The 19,726-nt window shown below is 33.1% G+C and carries 25 protein-coding genes and 1 pseudogene; 19 read left to right on the top strand and 7 right to left on the bottom strand.

What is annotated here, in order from left to right:
- Nucleotides 1-128 precede the first annotated feature (128 nt).
- Nucleotides 129-332: a hypothetical protein gene (locus ACM55M_RS09745; protein WP_099713386.1), complete on the bottom strand. Its 204-nt coding sequence runs from the start codon at nucleotides 330-332 to the stop codon at nucleotides 129-131.
- 282 nt (nucleotides 333-614) lie between these two features.
- Here ACM55M_RS09745 and ACM55M_RS09750 point away from each other — a divergent pair.
- The 5 genes and pseudogenes from ACM55M_RS09750 to ACM55M_RS09770 all read left to right on the top strand — a co-directional run bounded on the left by ACM55M_RS09750 (nucleotide 615) and on the right by ACM55M_RS09770 (nucleotide 3,554).
- A pseudogene (locus ACM55M_RS09750) lies at nucleotides 615-1,370 on the top strand (hypothetical protein).
- Between the two features lies 1 nt (nucleotide 1,371).
- Nucleotides 1,372-1,767, top strand: a complete 396-nt coding sequence (locus tag ACM55M_RS09755; protein WP_416857397.1) for a DUF5675 family protein — start codon at nucleotides 1,372-1,374, stop codon at nucleotides 1,765-1,767.
- A gap of 10 nt (nucleotides 1,768-1,777) precedes the next feature.
- Entirely contained in the window at nucleotides 1,778-2,017 is a 240-nt protein-coding gene (locus ACM55M_RS09760) for a hypothetical protein (RefSeq protein ID WP_416857398.1), read from the top strand.
- Complete coding sequence (locus ACM55M_RS09765; protein ID WP_416857399.1) at nucleotides 2,004-2,180, top strand: hypothetical protein; 177 nt, start codon at nucleotides 2,004-2,006, stop codon at nucleotides 2,178-2,180. Before ACM55M_RS09760 ends, ACM55M_RS09765 begins: the two co-directional genes overlap by 14 nt.
- Nucleotides 2,181-3,086: 906 nt before the next feature.
- Nucleotides 3,087-3,554, top strand: a complete 468-nt coding sequence (locus ACM55M_RS09770) for a hypothetical protein (RefSeq protein WP_416857400.1) — start codon at nucleotides 3,087-3,089, stop codon at nucleotides 3,552-3,554.
- Nucleotides 3,555-3,911: 357 nt separating this feature from the next.
- Here ACM55M_RS09770 and ACM55M_RS09775 read toward each other — a convergent pair whose 3' ends face one another.
- The 4 genes from ACM55M_RS09775 to ACM55M_RS09790 all read right to left on the bottom strand — a co-directional run bounded on the left by ACM55M_RS09775 (nucleotide 3,912) and on the right by ACM55M_RS09790 (nucleotide 7,996).
- A complete protein-coding gene (locus ACM55M_RS09775; RefSeq protein ID WP_416857401.1) occupies nucleotides 3,912-4,424 on the bottom strand; it encodes a hypothetical protein in 513 nt (170 codons plus the stop codon).
- 780 nt (nucleotides 4,425-5,204) lie between these two features.
- Nucleotides 5,205-5,522: a hypothetical protein gene (locus ACM55M_RS09780; protein WP_416857402.1), complete on the bottom strand. Its 318-nt coding sequence runs from the start codon at nucleotides 5,520-5,522 to the stop codon at nucleotides 5,205-5,207.
- Between the two features lie 97 nt (nucleotides 5,523-5,619).
- Nucleotides 5,620-5,907 carry a helix-turn-helix domain-containing protein gene (locus ACM55M_RS09785; protein WP_416857404.1) on the bottom strand — a complete coding sequence of 96 codons (288 nt, stop codon included), beginning with the start codon at nucleotides 5,905-5,907 and terminating at the stop codon, nucleotides 5,620-5,622.
- 451 nt (nucleotides 5,908-6,358) lie between these two features.
- Nucleotides 6,359-7,996, bottom strand: coding sequence for a helix-turn-helix domain-containing protein (locus ACM55M_RS09790; protein WP_416857405.1), 1,638 nt, complete (start codon nucleotides 7,994-7,996; stop codon nucleotides 6,359-6,361).
- Between the two features lie 426 nt (nucleotides 7,997-8,422).
- On the opposite strand from ACM55M_RS09790, the gene ACM55M_RS09795 reads away from it, so the two are divergent.
- A complete protein-coding gene (locus ACM55M_RS09795; RefSeq protein ID WP_416857406.1) occupies nucleotides 8,423-8,731 on the top strand; it encodes a hypothetical protein in 309 nt (102 codons plus the stop codon).
- Nucleotides 8,732-8,807: 76 nt separating this feature from the next.
- Here ACM55M_RS09795 and ACM55M_RS09800 read toward each other — a convergent pair whose 3' ends face one another.
- Both ACM55M_RS09800 and ACM55M_RS09805 read right to left on the bottom strand, forming a co-directional pair.
- Nucleotides 8,808-9,653 carry an RteC domain-containing protein gene (locus ACM55M_RS09800; protein ID WP_416857407.1) on the bottom strand — a complete coding sequence of 282 codons (846 nt, stop codon included), beginning with the start codon at nucleotides 9,651-9,653 and terminating at the stop codon, nucleotides 8,808-8,810.
- 527 nt (nucleotides 9,654-10,180) lie between these two features.
- Nucleotides 10,181-11,059, bottom strand: coding sequence for a hypothetical protein (locus ACM55M_RS09805; protein WP_416857408.1), 879 nt, complete (start codon nucleotides 11,057-11,059; stop codon nucleotides 10,181-10,183).
- 372 nt (nucleotides 11,060-11,431) lie between these two features.
- On the opposite strand from ACM55M_RS09805, the gene ACM55M_RS09810 reads away from it, so the two are divergent.
- The 13 genes from ACM55M_RS09810 to ACM55M_RS09870 all read left to right on the top strand — a co-directional run bounded on the left by ACM55M_RS09810 (nucleotide 11,432) and on the right by ACM55M_RS09870 (nucleotide 18,978).
- Nucleotides 11,432-11,641 (top strand): hypothetical protein, encoded by a 210-nt coding sequence (locus ACM55M_RS09810; protein ID WP_416857409.1) that lies wholly within the window; start codon nucleotides 11,432-11,434, stop codon nucleotides 11,639-11,641.
- A gap of 85 nt (nucleotides 11,642-11,726) precedes the next feature.
- Nucleotides 11,727-13,412 (top strand): tetratricopeptide repeat-containing sensor histidine kinase, encoded by a 1,686-nt coding sequence (locus tag ACM55M_RS09815; RefSeq protein WP_416857410.1) that lies wholly within the window; start codon nucleotides 11,727-11,729, stop codon nucleotides 13,410-13,412.
- A 9-nt stretch (nucleotides 13,413-13,421) separates the two neighbouring features.
- The gene (locus tag ACM55M_RS09820; protein ID WP_302136998.1) at nucleotides 13,422-14,090 is read left to right on the top strand and encodes a response regulator transcription factor; all 669 of its coding nucleotides are present in this window, start codon (nucleotides 13,422-13,424) and stop codon (nucleotides 14,088-14,090) included.
- A gap of 158 nt (nucleotides 14,091-14,248) precedes the next feature.
- Complete coding sequence (locus tag ACM55M_RS09825) at nucleotides 14,249-14,479, top strand: hypothetical protein (protein ID WP_416857411.1); 231 nt, start codon at nucleotides 14,249-14,251, stop codon at nucleotides 14,477-14,479.
- A gap of 1 nt (nucleotide 14,480) precedes the next feature.
- Nucleotides 14,481-14,765 (top strand): membrane protein insertion efficiency factor YidD, encoded by a 285-nt coding sequence (yidD, locus tag ACM55M_RS09830; protein WP_416857413.1) that lies wholly within the window; start codon nucleotides 14,481-14,483, stop codon nucleotides 14,763-14,765.
- Nucleotides 14,766-14,776: 11 nt separating this feature from the next.
- On the top strand, nucleotides 14,777-14,980 hold the full coding sequence (locus ACM55M_RS09835) for a hypothetical protein (protein ID WP_416857414.1): 204 nt from the start codon (nucleotides 14,777-14,779) through the stop codon (nucleotides 14,978-14,980).
- A 3-nt stretch (nucleotides 14,981-14,983) separates the two neighbouring features.
- Nucleotides 14,984-15,232: a DUF4236 domain-containing protein gene (locus ACM55M_RS09840; protein WP_416857415.1), complete on the top strand. Its 249-nt coding sequence runs from the start codon at nucleotides 14,984-14,986 to the stop codon at nucleotides 15,230-15,232.
- A 7-nt stretch (nucleotides 15,233-15,239) separates the two neighbouring features.
- Entirely contained in the window at nucleotides 15,240-15,509 is a 270-nt protein-coding gene (locus tag ACM55M_RS09845) for a hypothetical protein (protein ID WP_416857416.1), read from the top strand.
- Between the two features lie 47 nt (nucleotides 15,510-15,556).
- A complete protein-coding gene (locus ACM55M_RS09850; RefSeq protein WP_416857417.1) occupies nucleotides 15,557-15,967 on the top strand; it encodes a hypothetical protein in 411 nt (136 codons plus the stop codon).
- A 3-nt stretch (nucleotides 15,968-15,970) separates the two neighbouring features.
- Entirely contained in the window at nucleotides 15,971-17,239 is a 1,269-nt protein-coding gene (locus ACM55M_RS09855; protein WP_416857418.1) for an ABC transporter permease, read from the top strand.
- 4 nt (nucleotides 17,240-17,243) lie between these two features.
- Nucleotides 17,244-18,149, top strand: coding sequence for a hypothetical protein (locus tag ACM55M_RS09860; protein ID WP_416857419.1), 906 nt, complete (start codon nucleotides 17,244-17,246; stop codon nucleotides 18,147-18,149).
- Nucleotides 18,150-18,229: 80 nt separating this feature from the next.
- Nucleotides 18,230-18,604, top strand: a complete 375-nt coding sequence (locus ACM55M_RS09865) for a hypothetical protein (protein ID WP_416857420.1) — start codon at nucleotides 18,230-18,232, stop codon at nucleotides 18,602-18,604.
- A 230-nt stretch (nucleotides 18,605-18,834) separates the two neighbouring features.
- Nucleotides 18,835-18,978 (top strand): hypothetical protein, encoded by a 144-nt coding sequence (locus ACM55M_RS09870; RefSeq protein ID WP_416857421.1) that lies wholly within the window; start codon nucleotides 18,835-18,837, stop codon nucleotides 18,976-18,978.
- Nucleotides 18,979-19,726: the final 748 nt, after the last annotated feature.

Below are 19,726 nucleotides of genomic sequence, written 5' to 3' on the forward strand. Positions count from 1 at the left end.
GATACCAAGAATCTAAAGTAGATGGGTTGTGCTCCTGTTTATAACCGTTGCGTTATTATTTGAACTGCCTATTGAACCTGTATTGTCATCTTATATAAGTATATCAGCCGTTTTAATTGCTTTAAATCCTATCCGATTATACAACGTAAAACATGTTCCATTTGAAGCCCTGAATAGTCACAAAATTCCTCTATTGAAAGTAGTTGGTGTGGCTCTTTATTCAAGTTGGTTTTTATCTTATGCAGATACAACCTTGCTTGTCTGTATGTTTTACCGGTAATACGTTGTACATCTTTTGGATAAATACATACCCTGATGTTACTTGCAATCACATTTTTTATTTTTAATACATTATCTAAATCTATCGATTTTCTTGTTGTCTATCCCGTCTCAGGGTCACTGTATTTTATTATTTGTAAAATTATGAAAATTAATTACTTATGAATTGACTAAAATAGGTAATTGTAGGCTATTTAGTACCATTTTTGACATCTGCTTTTTGAAAAGTGCTTTAATTGATTGAAACTTTACTGAAATCATTCCCGATTTAGTTGCAACGAATATTCAGGATGAATGAGTAGTAAAATTATTTTTAAACTTAAATTTTAGGAATTATGGCAAGACAGAAAGGCATAATTAAATTGAAAGGTACTATCGGAGATATTACTTTTTACAAAACAAAAGATGGTCATTTGGCACGTGAAAAAGGCGGCATTGATGCGAGCAGAATTGCAAATGACCCAGCGTTCCAGAGAACCCGTGAAAATGGCTCCGAATTTGGCAGAGCAGGGAAGGCAGGTAAAACTTTGAGAACCGCATTGCGGACTTTACTCTTGAATTCTGCCGATAGCCGAATGGTGAGCCGACTTACTCAAGCTATGGTAAAAGTCATTCAAGCGGATTTAACCAATGAAAGAGGTTTACGTAATGTCATTGATGGTGAGGCAGAATTACTTTTAGGCTTTGAGTTTAACATCGGAGGTAAATTGGGGACTACTTTATTCGCTCCTTTTGAGGGAGGAATTGATTGAGTTGCCGGTGCAATCACTGTTGATTTGGCATCGTTTATTCCTGCCAACATGATTGCAGCTCCAAGTGGGAGTACCCATTTTAAAATTATATCCGCAGGGGCTGAAATTGATTTTGAAGCAGAAGTTTTCGTTACCGCGAATTCTGAAACAGCAATTCTTCCTTGGGATATGACTCCAACCGCTATCATTAGTCATTTGAATGCGGTAACTCCTAACAGTACAAAACCTTTGTTTTTAGCTCTTGGTGTTGAGTTTTACCAACAAGTAAACGGCAGGATGTATCCTTTGAAAAATGGATCCTACAACCCATTAGCGTTAGTACAAGTAAGTGGATTGTAAGATGGTTTTAGTACTATCCAGAACTTATTTCCCTGATGGGACTAACGGAAAACTTGAATGTGAAGGTAAATTCATCTGTTACACTATTGAATTGCCATGGAACCATAACGAGAAAATGATTTCGTGTATTCCAGAAGGGAACTATTTATTGAAAAAGCGATATAGCAAAAAATTTCAATGGCATATAGAGTTAGTAGCAGTAAAAGACAGAAGTTTTATTCTGATGCATCCGGCTAATAATGCTTTGAATGAATTGAATGGTTGTATTGCTCCTGTTACGAAATTTTCCGGACCTGGTTTAGGTCTTCAATCCAAACAAGCTTTTGTTAAAGTTAAAAACTTAGTTTACAAAGATTTGTTCCAAGAGGAAAGTGTTTTATTAATTGTTCAATCTTAATATTTTAATTATGAATATAGTAAAAAGAGTTAAAGCTCCCAGTCCTAAATTTTTTAAAGTGCTTCGTACTGTCGGATTGGCATTGGCAGCAGTTGGAGGAACCATTTTGACCGCTCCGATTGCTTTGCCTGTTGTAATCGGCTCGATTGGGGGGTATTTGGCCATTTTTGGTGGTGTACTATCGGCAGTAAGCCAACTTACTACGACCTATGAGGAAAATCCTTATTTAGTGCAGGATGACAACGAGTAACCCTGCCTTGATGGGTACCGCAGGAGGTACGTTTTTGAGTGTTGTGCCGAATTTGCATTCGGAAGATGTTTTGAAAACTGTTTTATTGGCCAGTATTGGAGCAATAGTCAGTTTTGGAATATCAATGGTACTCAAATTTATGATTAAGAAGTACCAAAAATAGTTTGACTCGGGTTATAATAACCGAAAGTTAAAACTGAGTGAAAGCCCAAACCGTAAGGAATGGGCTTTTGTTTTTTTGATATCAGTTGCTCTTTCTTTTGTCTTGATTACTCACGAGTTAATAATTTATTGGAGTTGGTGAATCTTCGATTTCACAAGAAACAAAAAACTGTTGCTATTGCTATATTTTATTTGAAGAAAATCTTTACTTTTTTTCTTGATGAAAAAAGCAGCAAAAAAATATTCATGGGTTATTATTGTTTTTTGGTATTCATGAATCTTCGATTTCAAGCCTGAATATTTTTATCCCGAAAATCAATGGACGGATTTTCCTGTCGTGACCCCAGCTGCTCGTGTTTCACACTCGGCTCCGACATCACTCCCTGCGGTCAACGCATAAACCCAGATTCCGCATTAGAAATCTACTACATCTGAATTCTTGTTCAAAACCAAGTATTTACTCCCATTTTTAAAATCAAAATACAAAAGTATTCCTCATTTAAAAATAGTCCGTGAGCACTTGTTTTTATTGAATAATCCAGCTTCATAACGAAGTCTCATGCGGGATCTGGGCTAAATTCTTACCGTGATTTTCTGGCCTGGCAACTATAAGTGCGGGTTGAACGTCGAGCTACTTGCGGAGATTGCTTTGCAGGTTCGCTGTCGCTTGTGTCTTCCTTCGTCAGGTTGCCAATATTGCGTGGAATTATATTGTGAATCAAAACGACTTGATTTACTTCGTAGGTAATACTGTTCTAGAAGACTGGTGAAACCAAAAAAGAAACTACTATTGTGTTTGAATATTATTTTTATAATTTCAATGCCACTAAATTTGTAATACTATACGCTATTTATGCGTAAATTAGCAATGGCTAGTGCCACAATAATTAACTAAATATTTGCTATTATGAAAAATCTAGGCCTTTTTTGTTTGCTGTTTGCTTGTATTGGATTTCAAAGTTGTAAAAAAAATCAAAGTCCAAAAGTCGTTCAGGTTGAAAAGCCGATAGACGTACAGTGCTATAAAGCGTTATATCAAGAAGATACTATTGAATTAAAAATGAATACTTTAAAAAATGGAAAAATAACCGGAGATATGGTGATGAAATTTTTTAATATGCCGAAAAAGGTTGGGAAAATCGCCGGAGAATTCCGTGGAGATACTTTATTTGCCAGCTACACATTTATTCAGGGAACGTATGATAAAATAACATACAAAAATCCAATGGCATTTCTAAAGCGAGGTAACGAACTCATCTTAGGCAATGGGAAAATAGAAACCACTATGGGTGCCTCTTATTTCGTTAAAGGCATACCTATAGATTTTGAACGTGTGAAATATAAATTTACAACTGTTGATTGCGTCGATAAATGATGAACAAATAAGGGAGGGAATTATTGCTCTTTTTAACTATTTATGTAGATGAAGAGTCTTTTTTTCTTTTGTCTTAATTGCTCACGAGTTAATAATTTATTGGAGTTCGTGACTCTTTGATTTCAAAAGAAACAAAAAATATTCATGGGTTACTATTGTTTTTTGGTATTCATGAATCTTCGATTTTAAGCCTCAATATTTTTATCACAAAATCATTGGACGCATTTTCCTATCGCGACCCCAGCTGCTCTTGCTTTACACTTGGCTCGGGGTTGTGTTCTCATTGACTGATACAAACCTAACTTTCCATAAAGACTAAAACCCAAATCTCGTCAAATGCCTTTTAGTATCAGCTACTTACTTTTTGTTTTCTTCGTCAACAATTAGTTTCAAAGAATTGATATAATCAGTATCAAATTCTATAACTCTTATTTTGTTTTGCTTAAAACTCATTTCACCCTCAAATCTTCCTTCGGTTCCCAAAAAATCTATTACCAGTTCTTCCTCATTTAGTTCTATGAGTTTACCAAGATAAACAGCTTTATCTGACTTTTTTGTAATCTGAAAAATCTCGTATTTATTCGCTAGAAAATTTATAATTGAAGACAAATCTTTAAGCGGAATTATTTCCTCTGCGCTTGTTTTTAACCCTTTAAGTTTAATTACTCTTTCTGTGAATTCATGATCCTTGTCTTGAATAATTGACTTTACATTTTTGTTTTTTAATATCGTATAGCCATCAATTATAAAATCAACAGGATTATTTTTCAGTAAAATCCAATCTTCAGTCCAATCAATAAGAAACCCATTAAAAATTTCTTTTTTATCGTCAAATTCTATTGAAATTAATTGTCGTAAGTATTTTTCCATTATGTTTTTTAAGTTTCGAGAGCAGTTTGCAACTGACGTCATTTACCCGAAGCGTCGGGATAAGAAGCTCCAAACGAATATTAGCTAATTAGAAAGTAAATATATGTGATTTAAAATACAATTTAAATATTTCCTCCAAAAAAAACATCTATTAAAGCTTAAGTTAGCATCAACAAGAAGGGAAATTACAAGCTTATTTAAAAACCTATTTTTAAGGACCTAAAACGGACTTTTTGATGAAGTGTGTTTTTCTAAACTCTAGGTAGAATAAAATAAAACTCTCTTAAAAGTCTCGAAACTTCGGGATAAACGGGGTTGAATGTAACATTAGGGTAATGGATATTTTTATTGATGAAGAGTGTTTTTTCTTTTGTCTTGATTACTCACGAGTTACTAATTTATTGGAGTTCGTGACTCTTTGATTTCAAAAGAAAAAAAAATATTCATGGGTTATTATTGTTTTTTGGGATTCATGAATCTTCAATTTCAAGCTTGAAAATAATCGTAGTTATTTACCTTACTGCCACTGGTAGCCCTCCTCTTAATTTCAAATGTTCCGCGCCTCGTGCCCTTCGTCCTGCGGACTCAACTTGCGGCGCAATGCCACTTCACTTCTTCGTTGTTTTTCTATGCTTTTTATTTAAGGGCGGGTTGAAAGGAAGTTTAGTTGTATTTTATTTTGTTTTACTATGTAAAAATAGTTTTCAGAGTACTCATAATTACGATTTACACCTAATTAGGATATACACCCTGCAGCCATTATTAAAACTATTACTTTTTTCACTCCTTTTTGAACTGGTTTTGATCTTCTGAAAAATTAATCAGGATTACCATGCTGCTTTTGAATGGATTGAATGAAGGTTCGTATTTGATATATCCTTTTTCGTTTAGTTCTCTCATGCATTTATGATACGTTGCTTTTGAACAAATTTTACTGATAAGCATCACTTCACCTCGTGTTATGTTTATTGGATTTTTGAAACGATTTATATTCCAAAATTGGAATAATGCAATGTATAAACTGATATGAGTAGGGTTGAGGTTTTGGTCTTGGATTGTGCGGTCAAAGAAACCGGTGAGGTGTTTGATGTAGTTCATGAGGTAGTATTTAGTTTTTCGTTTGATTAAATGCAAAGAGTGAGAAGTTGATGAGATTTATCTTTAGTGACATTGCTTCGTTCCTCGCAATGTCTGACTATTTGAATGGATTAGAGTTATTATTGACTTTGTTGATTTCCAGTAAATTATCGATGTCTTGATTCGCATAATAGATAATACCGCCGATTTTGGTATAGGAAAGTGTTCCGTTTGTGCGGAGGTTTTGAAGTGTTCCGGGAGAAATGTTGAGTAATTTCCTAACTTCGGTTGATTTTAGCCATTTTTTGGTTTGCTCGTTTTTTTCTTTTAGTATTTCTCTAATATCTTCTAAAAGAGATTTACGGAATTCATAGAGGTCTGCTTTGGTTAGGATTTCGATTGCCATAAGTTTTGTTTTATATTGTTATGGCGCAAAATTGTTGGTATTGGTTGTTTTTGTATCACAAGTGGTTCACAAGTTGTGAAAGAAAAAATGGGTTTTTATTTTGAATTGGTGGTGGTTATTGAGTTCTTTTATTAAAATTACTATCGGGGTTTCATTATATTTTTACTTTTTTCCTTGATGAAAAAAGTAGCAAAAAAATCAAGCCTGCAAATGAAAAGCTTGAAAACTACCTTGAAGTTCCGTTCCGCACCCCGAGCCGTTCGTCCTGCGGACTCAACTCGCGGAGTGCTGCCACTTCACTTCTTCGTTGTTTTCTATGCTTTTTATTTAATGGCGAGCCTAAGAGTGGAAATTTTAGTTCTATTATGCTTCGTTTTTACTGTTCAAAACAGTTTTCAGTACGCAGAATGTTCCGGAATCACTCACTACGACTAAGATGTCCCAGATGATGCTATTGACTTCTTAATTTACTGATGAAGTAGGAGGGAGAGAGGCCTGTTCGGTTATTGAAGGCCCGGGTGAAGTTTTGGGTGGAACCGAAGCCGGATTCTTCTCCCAATGCCTTGTTGGTGTAGTTGCGGTATTTGTTTTCGTTTTTGAGTAATTCTATAATATGATCAATCTTTAAATTGCTGATATAGTCAACGGTTCCTTTGTCACGGTAGCGTGCAATAATTTTTGAAACGTATTTCGTATTGGTGTTTAATACTGAAGCCATTTTTGCCAAAGTCATGTCTTTTTCAAGGTATTTTTTATTGCGTTCAAATTTTTCTAGATTTTTTAAAATAGAGGCAATCACTTCGGGATTGATATCGAGTTCTTTACTGCTATTGTTTGAAACCAATGATTGGATCGTTTCGGGTTTGCGATTCATTAATTCTTCAAATAGTCTTTTATTCTTAACGTGTCTGTACACCAGAAACGCCATGAATACTGTCATTATGGTAATTATAATGCAAACTACAACTGTCCAGTATTGTTCATTGTTTCTTTGCGTTTGCAGTAATTTTTTTGTGTCGTATTCTTTGTGTATTTTCCCTGAAAGGTATTTGTAATCCTTAAGCAGCACTTGGTCTACTTCTAAAAGGGTTGTGACATAATATAACTCTAATTCTTTATCGTTTCGTTGCTGATAATAATCAATTAATATTTCATAGGCTTCCCTTAAATCCGGACGTATATACTTTTGTTTTTGAAACGCTTCATCTATCTTTTTTAAGTAGGGTAATGCCTTTTCCTGCAACTTTTGGGCCCAGTAGCTTTTACCGATGTAAAAATAGGCAGTCGTTACGTTTGTAAAGTCTTTATTGTCTTTCACAGCAGGCAGTGCCTTTGTCAATTTCTTTATTGCGTCCCTATAATTGTGTTTGAAATACTGGTTTACTCCTTCGGAATGGATGAAGTAGGGCTCCATTTCTAAATTTTTAAAACGTAGACCCGCGCTCAGTCCCACTAGATTCATCTGGCTGCACAGGTTATATTTCCCTATGCGGTTGTAACAAAGCCCTAAAGAATGAAGTGAATTCAGATAGGCGCGTTCATTTTCTTCCTTGAAATAGTTGATGCATTCTTGAAATAATGCTATTGCCTCATCGTAAAACGCAAGGTAATATTTGATCTGAGCAACGCCATATTTTACTTTGTAAATGAGGTAGTGGTTGTTTGTCTTTGAAATGTATTCATCTGCTATCAGGTAGTTGTCGAGGGCATTCATGAGCTCTTTACGATCATAATATACAACCCCTTTTGTCATGTAGACAGATCCGATTAATTCCATGTCGGCTGTCCGTTTTGCCGCTGTCAGCATACTGTCGGCATATATAAGTTGGAGCTTTTTATTGCTCGTATAAATTAAGGCTTTATAGGAGTGCGCCATTTGACCGAAGTTTTTCTCCCATTTTGCTTTTGCTAACCATGATTGTGCATAGAGTCGTTCTTTAATACTGTCCTTTTCCTTATATACTATTTTTTTGCTAAAATATTCATAGTCTTTGGTTGAAAGACTGTCCGGAATGACAAAATTATTTTGTTGTGCATAGGCGTAATGATATACACATACCCATAATATAAGTAAGTATTTTTTTGTCATATTTCTAAAAGATTGGGGGCTTTTTAATTAGAATAACACAGGATTGGTGTACTACGGTATTCAATTTCTGTGCAATAAATGTAACTAAAATAATTTAAAAGATGCAAGAATTACCCTAGTACATACTCTTTTCGTCTTTCTGAATGTAACTCTTTGGATTGTTGTTTTTTATCTGAAAAATGTTCTGTGTTCGATTCAGGAATTGCATATAGTAGATTCGCGAATTGAGCAGTTGTATGCTTGCCGGCGGGGAAACGTCCTATTAGTTTTGCTCTGAATTCAAACGGTTTTGTTATGAGCGAAACCAATATCAACACTGTTCAGATTACCCCGGGAGAAATGAACTGATGAAAAAAGTAATCAGTAACATTTAAAACATTAACAAAGATGAAAAAATTCTATTCAGGTCTTAGCACTTTAATTTGTGTGTCCTTTTTGTTTGCACTTGATTCCTGTACTACCGATACTCCTTTTGTATCGGATAATACTTTAGGCAAGGTAGAACCAAAGACTGAAATTAATTATTATAATTTAAGGAAAGAGGATGCAGTGGCTGCCAGCATTGAAGAACCCTTTGTTTCCGCCGAACGTGTCAATAATGAGTTATTTGAGTCCCATTATGTGCCAGAAAGTTTTTCGACTTATTCGACTAAAACGGAGGGAGATGATATCATTGACCCAGACTGGAAAAAGCTTATAACCCGTTTTATGGAAGGTAACAGGGGTGCAAAGTAGTGGGCCTCAGTTTTAAGATTATCCGTTTGTACAGTCAATTCTAAAAAGGGTTGCTCATTTTTGTGAGCAGCCTTTTTTAATTTTCATCGGCGTCATCCATGCGGATTATGAGTTTATTTTTGAGTGTATTCAGAAATTTTGTCCTCTCGGATTTCCTGTTTCGGATTTCCAGAAAAACCCTGTTGAACTGTCCTAAATCAATATTAAAGGATGACTCGAAAAAGGTTGTGACTTCTTTTAGTCCTGAGACCCCGTTATTAAAAACGCCTTCGGTATGGAGTGCATAAATTAACTCGATCAGTTCTACTTTTGATGCTGTCCATTTTGGGCCTTTAGAGAGTTGGGAAGGTACCTCTGTTTTTACTGTCTTTCTGCCTAATTTTTCTATTTGCTCTTCCAGAAAAACTTTTATCTCATCATTGGCAAGTATGCTTGCCACTTTATTGTCATGCGAGGTTGCGAAGCGATGGTCTGCCAGAAAATAGGAACTGTCGAGCATTAGCTTAAGGTCGTATTTTGCCCTTATAAAATATTTATTATCGAGGTAGTTGTTAGAAGTGCGGTAGTAGCGGTAAAACTCCTGATTCTCCTCGAAAAAGACTTTTAATTTAAGGAGTTCTGCTTTGTAATATTTACGTATTATTTTTTGAGTACCCAACGGCCTGTTGGTTTCAATAGTATAGATTTTGTTGTAGTAAATCAATTTGCTGGCAAACTTTGGCTTAATGTCCCGAAAGAATTCAATTTCCTCCCTTTTGTTCAGCGGTTTGTATTTTATGAAAAAGTTCTTCAATTTCTCTAAGACAGCAATGGTACTTTTTATTGCCAGTTCGGACAACTGTATCGGATTTTCTGTTTCCAGATGGATTGATTTTAATTGATGTTCTAATTCGGACATCAAGGATTCAGAAAACAATTTCATTAGGGCTGTTTTAGATTGATAATTGGACTGATTCCGTACTTGAATCAGGAGGCAAATCTATTTGATGATTGCTAGGGGTGCAAATGGTATGGTGTTCGATTCCCGAATTGAATAGCGAAATTCCCGAATTGCATAGTGGTTATGATTTATTTTCTATTGTGTATAGCACTGACACGACAAGTTTCTTGTTGATTAAGGATATTTTTCTTTTGTCTTGATACAAAAGAAACAAAAAATCAAGCCTCCATGTTTTTATCCAAAAAATTACGGACGTATTTTCCTATCGCAACCCCAGCAGCTCGTGTTTCACACTCGACTCCAGGGTCACTCCTTGCGGCCATGACTAAAATCCTTGCCATGATTTTCTGGTATGACAACTATAAGGGAGGCTAGAGGATGTAATTATATTACTGTTTTTTGGTATTCATGAATCTTCGATTTCAAGTCTGAATCTTCTTATACCAAAAATCATCTGAAGCATTTTCCTATTGCGAACTTGCATGTACTGCAAATCTGCATTATCGGGTTTACTTAATATATTTATCAACCATATATTGGGTAATCGGTTTTAAAGGTTTTTCATTTTCAGGGTTAAAACCTGGTCCATTAAAAAAATCCAAATGATCTCTAGTTTTATAATACCACAATAGTGGTTTATTATGCTTAAAAAAGGTTGTTGTATCACAAATTTCAATTTTTCTAAAATTTAGCATATTTTTATTTAGAGGCATAGTTGAATACAAGTTTACAATACCAACTGCTTTGGTTTCACAAACAACAGCTTCATAATGGTCTTTTTGCCATTGCATGCACTCTTTTTTAGGTAAAAAAATGTATCCAAAACCACTCAACATTGCAACTACTACCAGTCCAGGAATAACTAACTTTTTTTGAAAAATACGTAATTCCTTCTTTTCCAAGGATGATGGTTGAATTGATTGGTCGGAACTACTACTCTTATTTTTAACAATCTTAGCCACTCCAAAAACATCCTCTGTATCTGCACTTTCAATACTAGTAATGAGGATATTCTCTTTTTTAAAAGCCTCCTGTTTTGAGAATTTAAGGTAAGGCCGCGGATTAAAATCGACTAATATTGCTGCAATATTCACTGCTTCAATATCAGTTAAATCAGTTTCTCCTTTAAAAAATGTTTCAATAGGCCTGAATTTATCTGTTTGGTCTTTTAATTTATTGGAGCAATTTAAAACAAAATCAAATTGAAAAAAAGCAGAAAAGCTTTTTAAATCATCAGTGTTAGTATTATTCTTAAATAACTCGCCACACAATTTCCTCAATTTGGCACGAGAAGGATTTAGCAAAAAACTGGAATGGGTTCCAATCTTTTCAAGCTCATACTTCAATTTAACTGCTGCTTTATAATCTTCTAAAGTATTTTTCACCATAAGCTTAAAGGAATTTTTAGGAATTTTCAGGAATCCACGGTATTACTGGGAATCATAGGAATTCCGGATCAATTTTACTGCAGAAGCTTCATTACTTTGCTTCAGAATTAGTTCTTGTTCTATTTCGCGATACGGACAAATGTACAAAACTACTTCTATAAAAGTGAGGCTATACAGAACAGAATTTTTATTCCGGGAAGTATAATTAAACGATTCCGTACTAGCCCACTTTACTTCCCACAACCAAAAAAAACTGTTCTCATTTTAATGGTTTGGCCTTTAATAATTATTCGATTAAAGATATCGAACAGCCAAACCTATGTCAAATTTTTAACAATTAAAATCATGAAAAAAATATTTTTTATAGCTGCTATGGTAGTAGTATCGGGCTTAGTTATGGTATCATGTGATGCGGATGCGATTGATAGTGCAACTCCTCAAGCAAAAGATTTTGGAGTTCAAAAAGAAGGTCTGAAATTCAAGGAAAGTGATACTAGTCCCTTGTCCAATACAAGTACTCCTATGGCTACTGAAGGTCCTGGCGATGAAATAATTATTATAACACCACCAAAAAATCCATAATAAGATGCATTAATTTGCAATTAAATACTAATTTCGGGGAAAGAAACTTTATATGTTGCGTTCCCCGTTTTTTATTGTATTGCTTTTGCTTTCAATCATATCTTGTCAAAAGAGCATAGAAACAAGTATTGATACTTCTAAAAAACAAGAAAGTCAAAAAAAACTTTTAGCCCAGAAATATTCAGAATTAGGTGATTCCTTCAGTAGGGATAATAGACTGGATAGTGCTTTCTATTATTATTTAAAATCTACAGAACTATTTAAAAAGGAGGGTAACAGCAAATATATTGCCTATAATCTAGTTGGAATGGCACATATCCAACAGACCTATGGAGATTATTACAGCAGTGAAGAAACTTTGACTGAAGCTTTGCCGTACATAAACAATGATTTACAATATCAGGTGGCGGCAAATAATTTATTCGGAATCTCAGCAAAAGAACTAAAAAATTACGATGACGCCGTTCGTTATTTTACTACAATTTTAAAAACTGTAAAAGATTCCGTATCTAGAGTGGCTGTTCTCAATAATATCGCTGCAGTTTATATGGAACAAAAAAAGTACAGAAAAGCAATAGTACTTTTAGAGCCATTTTTAAAGTCTGATATTTTAGATACACTTCAGAATAAAAAAGCTAGAATTATTGACAATCTAGGATTTGCTTATTATAAAGATAATCAGATTCCAAAAGGACTAGCATTAATGAATCAGGCTTTAGCCATCAGAACTAGAATTAACGATTCCTATGGAAGTATTGAAAGCTATTTGCATTTAGCCGATTACTATCAAAATAAAAATTACCAAAAATCAAAAGTATATGCACTACATGCTTATTATGAGGCAACGAAACAGCAAAGTATTGACGAACGATTGGGAGCCTTGGCATTTTTAATGTCACATAATCAAGAAAAAGGAATAAATACTTACGCCATATTGTTTATAAATCTAAACGATAGTATTAAAAAAGTACGGAATAATGCTAAAAATCAGTTTACTAAAATTAGATATGATTCTAGAAAAGCCATTCTGGAAAGCATAAAATATAAGGGACAAAGGGCAGAAACCCTTTTGCAACTTGAAACACAAAAGAACCAAAAGTACTTGTTGTTTTTTGGATTTGTTGTACTACTTGGCGGGATTGTATTTATAATCAATTACTACAAAAGCAAAGGCAAACAAGAACGCTTAGAGGCAAGTTACAGTACCGAAACCCGAATTTCTAAAGAACTCCATGATGAATTAGCTAATGATGTTTTTTATGCCATGACTTTTGCTGGAACTCAAGATTTACAGAATCCGATAAAAAAAGAAACTCTTTTAGATAATCTTGATAAAATATATGTTAGAACACGAAATTTTTCTAAAGCGAATAGTCCTATAGAAACTGGAGAACGTTTTGAACAGAATTTAAAACAAATGCTCAATAACTATAAAAGTAGTAGTACCGAAGTTATTATTAAAAATGGTAACCCAATAGATTGGTCAAAAGTTCAAACGGAAAAAAAGATTGCCATACAAAGAGTATTACAAGAACTTATGGTTAATATGAAAAAATACAGTCAAGCCAGTTTTGTGGTAATTGGTTTTGATATGGAACAAAATTCTCTTAAAATTGACTATTCAGATAATGGAGTTGGTTTTTCGGAGAAACTAATTTTAAAAAATGGTCTCCAGAATGCGGAAAACCGTATTGAGACGGTAAATGGAATACTTACTTTTGATTCTCAAACCAATAAAGGTTTCAAGGCTAAAATTTTAGTTCCAAAATAATATATAAATATGTTTACAAAAGTTTTAATTGCAGATGATATTGATTTTAATGATTTGGGTGCTGCCCAGATACTAAATGAACTAAATGTTCTTGAAATTCAATATGCAAAATATTGTGATGAAGCTTTGTTAAAGGTTAAAAAAGCACATTTAGACGGTGCTCCTTTTCAACTGCTTATTTCTGATTTGTCCTTTAAGGCAGATCACCAATTGAACCAACTCAATTCGGGTGAAGAATTGATAGCTGCAGTTAAAAAGCAGTGTCCTAACATTAAAATAATTGTTTTTTCGATTGAAGACAGAGCACATCGTGTCAAATTACTATTTGACGAGCTTAATATAGATGGCTATGTAATAAAAGGAAGAAACACAATATACGATCTAAAAAAAGCCATTCAAAAAACCTACAATAATGAACCAGAAAACATTTCTCCTGAATTGTTGTATCTGCTTCAAGATAAGACTACAAGTGAAATAGACAATTATGACGTGCAGTTAATCAAGTATCTCTCCATAGGGATATCTCAAGAAAATATAGAAGCGGAATTTAAAAAAGAAGGCATTAGTCCTAACAGTAAAAGTTCTATTGAAAAACATATCAATAAACTCAAAATTTATTTCAAAGCAAATAATACTGTACATCTTGTAGCTATAGCCAAGGATTTAGGAATTATTTAAAATTTCATTCCTAGAATACCCTAATTTACTCTTAACATTCTAGCTCCTTCGGGAGCTTTTTTTATGTCTTAAATAAAATAATGAGTTATGTTACGGTTTACCGTAAGGAGTTGAATTTTAATGATTTTATCTTTGAATAAATTATTAAATTAAATAGTATGGAATATAAAGTAATCCCTTTCGTAGCTTCAATAGATGCAAATAAAGGCAATTCTAACCATGTTGCTGAACAGTTAGAGAGTTTAATAAAACATTATACTAGTCAAGGGTGGAAATATGTAAGACTTGAGAGTGTTTCCACTTTTGTACAACCGGAATCAGGTTGTTTCGGATTAGGAGGAAAGCCAGGTTATACAACAAACAGGCAAATGGTGGTTTTTGAAAAATAAAATGAAATATCTAATTCTTTTTGCAATTCGATTGTATTGGATTCTTATTCCTCAGAATAAAAGAAAGAAATGTGTTTTTAAAAAATCATGTTCTAATTATGTATTTGAAATTACCCAAACTGAAGGATTTATTAAAGGTTTGAGTGCCTTTCGTTTTAGATATCAAAATTGTAGAGGGGGTTTTGAAATTTTTAAAAATCCCATAAGTAATAAAACTCAAATGCTTCTTCCTTCAGGAATAGTAATTGAAAAAGAAGAAATCGCAGAAAGATTATTAATCCACTAAAATTATAAATTATGAAGTACTATGTAAACAAAAATGCACAATCGAACGGAGATCATGAAGTGCATACTGAAGATTGTAACTATCTTCCAAACTCTGATAATAGAAAATATTTAGGAGAGTTCACAAATTGTGCGGCTGCAGTAACAGAAGCAAAGAAAACATATTCCAAATCTAATGGATGTAAGACTTGCTCCAATAGTTGTCATACAAGCTAAGTTATGAGTTTTAGATTTCAAAAAAGAATTAAGCTTGGAGGAGGACTTGGTTTCAATATAAGCAAATCAGGAATTTCTCCGAGTCTAAGGACGAAAGGCGGAACGATTAGTAACAAGGGTTTCTCAGTAAGGACCGGGGTATCTGGTGTTTCTTATAGAAAATCATTTAATTCATCAAAATCAAGTGGATGTCTTTTGACGGTTATTATCTACTTCAGTTTTGGCGTACTATTTTATCAAATCTTAAAATAATATTATTATGAAAATATTTTTACACTCCTTTTTATTTTTCCTTTTTACTTGGACCGTTTCAGGTCAAACCACTCCGGAAAAATTAATTGCTTCAACCTGTGAAAGCAGGGGATGTTCTGGTTCTGAATATTGCGCCGCCTGTAAAAATTGTTCGGGTTGTAAACACTGTGCCAAAGAAGGAGGAACCTGCGGTGTTTGTGCGCCTACTCCAAAAAAGGAACCTGTTTCAAAAAACATCAAAAGTAGAAAAAATTCAAAAAAAGCAAGAAAATCTTAGTTTGAATAAAGTAAATAAGACATTTTTAATAATCTAATTTTCAAAATATGAATTCAAATCATAGCATGAGCATTCAACTAAAAAGTCATTTCCTTCGACTTTACCAAATGGCCTTAACAGATGATCAATTTGACGTGTTAGAACTTCAAATGCTATATCATTTTGCGGATGAACGAGGGATTCCAAAAGAAGAACTCGATAAACTTTTTCTTAATCCAATCAATACCGAGTTGAGTATTCCAGAAAATTTAGATACAAGGATTGAATACTTATATGATTTTGCCAGAATTATTTGGGCTGATGAGAAGGTAACAGATGATGAATTAAATATGCTCAAAAAATACTGTCGTAAATTTAATTTTTTGGATGAAAACATAAATGAGTTAACCGATTATCTAATTGATTGTGTTAAGAAAGGCATTAGCAAAGAAGCAATTATTAATCAACTAAATTCTTAAATTATGAAATCACTAACACAGTTATTCAGTCTAAAAAAAGTTGATGAAGCTCCGAAAAATGATATTGATGAAAATGAAAATGACAGGGATCAAATAAGAATAACCTATTATCAGAGTGGCTTTGCCGCATCAATAAAAGCGACTGGAAAACCAATCGTTCTAAAAGCTTGCCTTCAAAATTTATACATGAGTTTTGAAGATCAATGTCGAAAACAAAAATTAGAGCAAGACCGTTTGAAACAACCTTACAGGGAAGAACAGGAAAAAAATAGGACAGAACTAAAAAAGTGTGAGGCGGCAATAGGAATTTATGAAAAAAAAGAACAAGACCTGAATGAAGATATTAATCAGATAAAAAGTGAAATTGTTGAAGTAAAGCGTAATCCTGACAAATTTGGAATTGAAGAAGGCAAAGGTCTAAAAGCACATTTTTATATTGGACTAATCTTGTTATTACCTATAACGCTTTATTTATTAGTGTTTTATATCTCGGCCTCTTATTCTGCATTTTTCAAGGAGTTTTCAAATGATAGTTTAACAGCTGCCATTTTTGATGCAGATGCATTGACAAACTCATTTAAAGCAAGTTGGTTAGAAGGGGTTTTAGTAATTACTATTCCTTTTGTTTTCATGGGATTAGGCTATGTAATTCATATGGTACAAAAAGTAAAGGGTATCAAAAATATCTTTAGAATCATTGGTTTATTTATTACAACATTTTTGTTTGACGCACTTCTGGCTTATCAAATTGAGAAAAAAATATATGAATTTAATAAAACTACCGATTCCTCACCTTATAATTTAGATATAGCATTGGGGGAAGCTGAGTTTTGGATGATCATATTTGCTGGATTTGTAGTGTATATTATTTGGGGACTTGTTTTTGATTTTGTGATGAAAGAATTCGAAAACATCGATAAAATCAGGGCTTACATTAGAGGACAAAAAGAGAAGCTTATTGATTTAAACAAACTAACAACGGTATATATTAATAAAGTCAATGATTTTAAACAACAAATAGTTACCATTAATGGTAAGATTTCAGAACTGCAATCTAAAATAGATGGTTTTGTATTTCCAGTGAAAGAATACCTTCATTATCATCATCAATATAAAGAAGGCTGGTTTCAAGCCATTAATACTGAAATAGCTTTACCTCATAAGGAAAAAACAGAATTATTGGAAAACTGCGATATTTTATCAATTGAGCATTTGGACAAACTAAATCTAATTGATCCTGATTTCCAACATTTAGTATATTCTAAAAACTAATCTTATGAAAGATATTTTAAAAACTATTTTACTATCATTTTTTATCGTTTCTGTATCTTCATGTAAAGAAGATACAGAAAATAAGAATGATAAAACTATAATTAGTCGCCCTATTCAGGAAAATTACAACATTAGTATACTTCTAGATTTATCGGACAGAATAAGTGTCAAAAAAAATCCTAATCCAACAATGGAATATTTTCAAAGAGATTTAGGGTATATAAAATCTATTTCTGAAGCCTTTACTCAACATTTGAGATCAAAAAGAATAAGACAGATTGATGATAAAATGCAATTGTTTTTCAATCCGGAACCATTAGACCCTGAAATTAATTCCATTTCTAAAAAATTAAGAATTGCTATTGATAAAAATAATGTATCCAAAGAGTATTTGAATTCTATAAATTCAAATTATGCCGCCCAGACTTTAAAAATATATGAGTCCGCAATAAAAGATGATAACTACATAGGCTCAGATATATGGAGCTTTTTTGAAAACAAAGTAAAAGATCAATGTATAGATGATAAACACAGAAATATACTTGTAGTATTAACTGATGGATATATGTTTTACGAAGACACCCGAATGATAGAAGGTAACTTAAGTACCTATATCACACCGGAACTCATTCGAAAAAACGGATTAAACAGTAAAGATTGGAGTGAAAAAATTCAAAACAAGCATTATGGTTTTATCAAAGCAAACGATGACTTATCAAATCTTGAAGTTCTAGTTTTAGGAATAAACCCTAATAAAAATAATCCTTATGAAGAAAAAGTAATCCGTGCCTATTGGAGTAAATGGTTTACAGCAATGAAAATAAAACATTTTGAAATAAAAACGGCAGACTTACCCTCTAATATGGATACAATCATTAAGGATTTTATATTAGATACAAATCGTCAATAAAAAGTAACCATTTTATATCAATATTTATTTTAACTCCTTAAACGAAAATGCTTAGCAATTTTAGAATAGTATTTATAATAATGGCTTTGGGAATAATTAGTTGTAAAAAAGAAAAGCCTCCTCAAAAAATCAATACATTTTATAAGGAGTTTATCAAACCAGATGATCGAAAAACTATTACTCCTGAAGAAGCAAAAACGTATCAGAATGATACACATCGTCAATATGAACACCGCACTGGTAAACCGGGTCATTATGAGTATAATTATGATGTAAGTGGATATAATGCTCTAGGAGATTCAGTATTTGGAAACATCAATATTCAAGGAAAACAAGGCGCTGGTATATTAATTACAACTGATGGAGAAATTGAGATCACAGCAGAATGGATTGATTATGACAAGCTAGAAGCGGTTGACAAGGACGGAAATGAATACCATCTACAAGTGAATTAACACTATTAATATCAAAATAATTAAAATGGAATCTATTGTAATCGTTCTTTTTGTGTCTCTAACTTCTTTTCACCAAGTAGAGACTAAAGTCTACATCTGTGGGCTAAGAGGAGCAAAAAAACATCATTAAACTGAAAACTGTCGCGGGTTGACAGCCTGTAAACATGAAATAGTTAAAACATCACTTTTTATCTTACTTACTAATTTATTAACCTAACCAAAATAACACTATGGAAACAATTAAAGCAGACATTAAACCGGGGCCCAAAAGAAAGACTGAAGGAGGAAAAGAAGACAGAAGACAACGAGTTACTCCTGAAAATCAGCCTAAGCATCCAACTTTAAAACCTCACGATCACGACAAGAAGAATTAATTTAAAAAAGCCTACCATTAATTTAGTAGGCTTTTTTGCTTTCTGTCTCGTCCAGAAAATAGTTGACCATAAAATTAAATAAATTTCAATATTTGCCATATATAAAGCAAGTTGTAGAATTATATTATCATGAGTAAATCATGTAAAATAGGAGTTTGTGATTCTGGAATTGAGTGCATAAATTTGAGTGTAAAAGATATTTATCCTATGAATTGAAAATTTATTTCAATCAGATTTTATATAAAAGAAACACTTCTATATTTTAAGGGGTTGTAGGCTAATCATTCATACTTAGACAATATAATTCTGCCTTCAGGAATAATTATCAGACTGTTTTAGAAATAAGATCTTAATTGATTTTGATTGTGTGCACGAGCGAGACGCTCGCGCCAGCAGGGGGTCTGAAGAGGATGTAATTGTACGTTTACTGCTATTTTTGTTGATCAAGAGATTATTTTCTTTTGTCTTGATTACTCACGAGTTAATAATTTATTGGAGTTCGTGAATCTTTGATTTAAAAAGAAACAAAAAATATTCATGGGTTATTATTGTTTTTGGTATTCATGAATCTTCGATTTCAAGCCTGAATATTTTTATCCCAAAATCATCGGACGGATTTTCCTATCGTGACCCCAGCCGCTCGTGTTTCAAACTCGGCTCCGGGATCACTTCCTGCGGTCAATGCTTAAATTCTTACCGTGATTTTCTGAAGTGGCAACTATAAGGGCGAGTAGAAACGGAAGTTTAA

Source organism: Flavobacterium galactosi (assembly GCF_048158585.1).
GTDB lineage: Bacteria > Bacteroidota > Bacteroidia > Flavobacteriales > Flavobacteriaceae > Flavobacterium > Flavobacterium galactosi.

Coding starts and splice junctions, on each gene's coding strand:
- ACM55M_RS09825 (WP_416857411.1), top strand. CDS start 14,249: ATGGAATATAAAGTAATCCCTTTCGTAGCTTCAATAGATGCAAATAAA.
- ACM55M_RS09835 (WP_416857414.1), top strand. CDS start 14,777: ATGAAGTACTATGTAAACAAAAATGCACAATCGAACGGAGATCATGAA.
- ACM55M_RS09860 (WP_416857419.1), top strand. CDS start 17,244: ATGAAAGATATTTTAAAAACTATTTTACTATCATTTTTTATCGTTTCT.
- ACM55M_RS09775 (WP_416857401.1), bottom strand. CDS start 4,424: ATGGAAAAATACTTACGACAATTAATTTCAATAGAATTTGACGATAAA.
- ACM55M_RS09790 (WP_416857405.1), bottom strand. CDS start 7,996: ATGACAAAAAAATACTTACTTATATTATGGGTATGTGTATATCATTAC.
- ACM55M_RS09810 (WP_416857409.1), top strand. CDS start 11,432: ATGGTAGTAGTATCGGGCTTAGTTATGGTATCATGTGATGCGGATGCG.
- ACM55M_RS09865 (WP_416857420.1), top strand. CDS start 18,230: ATGGCTTTGGGAATAATTAGTTGTAAAAAAGAAAAGCCTCCTCAAAAA.
- ACM55M_RS09850 (WP_416857417.1), top strand. CDS start 15,557: ATGAATTCAAATCATAGCATGAGCATTCAACTAAAAAGTCATTTCCTT.
- ACM55M_RS09820 (WP_302136998.1), top strand. CDS start 13,422: ATGTTTACAAAAGTTTTAATTGCAGATGATATTGATTTTAATGATTTG.
- ACM55M_RS09870 (WP_416857421.1), top strand. CDS start 18,835: ATGGAAACAATTAAAGCAGACATTAAACCGGGGCCCAAAAGAAAGACT.
- ACM55M_RS09770 (WP_416857400.1), top strand. CDS start 3,087: ATGAAAAATCTAGGCCTTTTTTGTTTGCTGTTTGCTTGTATTGGATTT.
- yidD (WP_416857413.1), top strand. CDS start 14,481: ATGAAATATCTAATTCTTTTTGCAATTCGATTGTATTGGATTCTTATT.
- ACM55M_RS09855 (WP_416857418.1), top strand. CDS start 15,971: ATGAAATCACTAACACAGTTATTCAGTCTAAAAAAAGTTGATGAAGCT.
- ACM55M_RS09780 (WP_416857402.1), bottom strand. CDS start 5,522: ATGAACTACATCAAACACCTCACCGGTTTCTTTGACCGCACAATCCAA.
- ACM55M_RS09785 (WP_416857404.1), bottom strand. CDS start 5,907: ATGGCAATCGAAATCCTAACCAAAGCAGACCTCTATGAATTCCGTAAA.
- ACM55M_RS09805 (WP_416857408.1), bottom strand. CDS start 11,059: ATGGTGAAAAATACTTTAGAAGATTATAAAGCAGCAGTTAAATTGAAG.
- ACM55M_RS09845 (WP_416857416.1), top strand. CDS start 15,240: ATGAAAATATTTTTACACTCCTTTTTATTTTTCCTTTTTACTTGGACC.
- ACM55M_RS09765 (WP_416857399.1), top strand. CDS start 2,004: ATGACAACGAGTAACCCTGCCTTGATGGGTACCGCAGGAGGTACGTTT.
- ACM55M_RS09760 (WP_416857398.1), top strand. CDS start 1,778: ATGAATATAGTAAAAAGAGTTAAAGCTCCCAGTCCTAAATTTTTTAAA.
- ACM55M_RS09840 (WP_416857415.1), top strand. CDS start 14,984: ATGAGTTTTAGATTTCAAAAAAGAATTAAGCTTGGAGGAGGACTTGGT.
- ACM55M_RS09755 (WP_416857397.1), top strand. CDS start 1,372: ATGGTTTTAGTACTATCCAGAACTTATTTCCCTGATGGGACTAACGGA.
- ACM55M_RS09800 (WP_416857407.1), bottom strand. CDS start 9,653: ATGAAATTGTTTTCTGAATCCTTGATGTCCGAATTAGAACATCAATTA.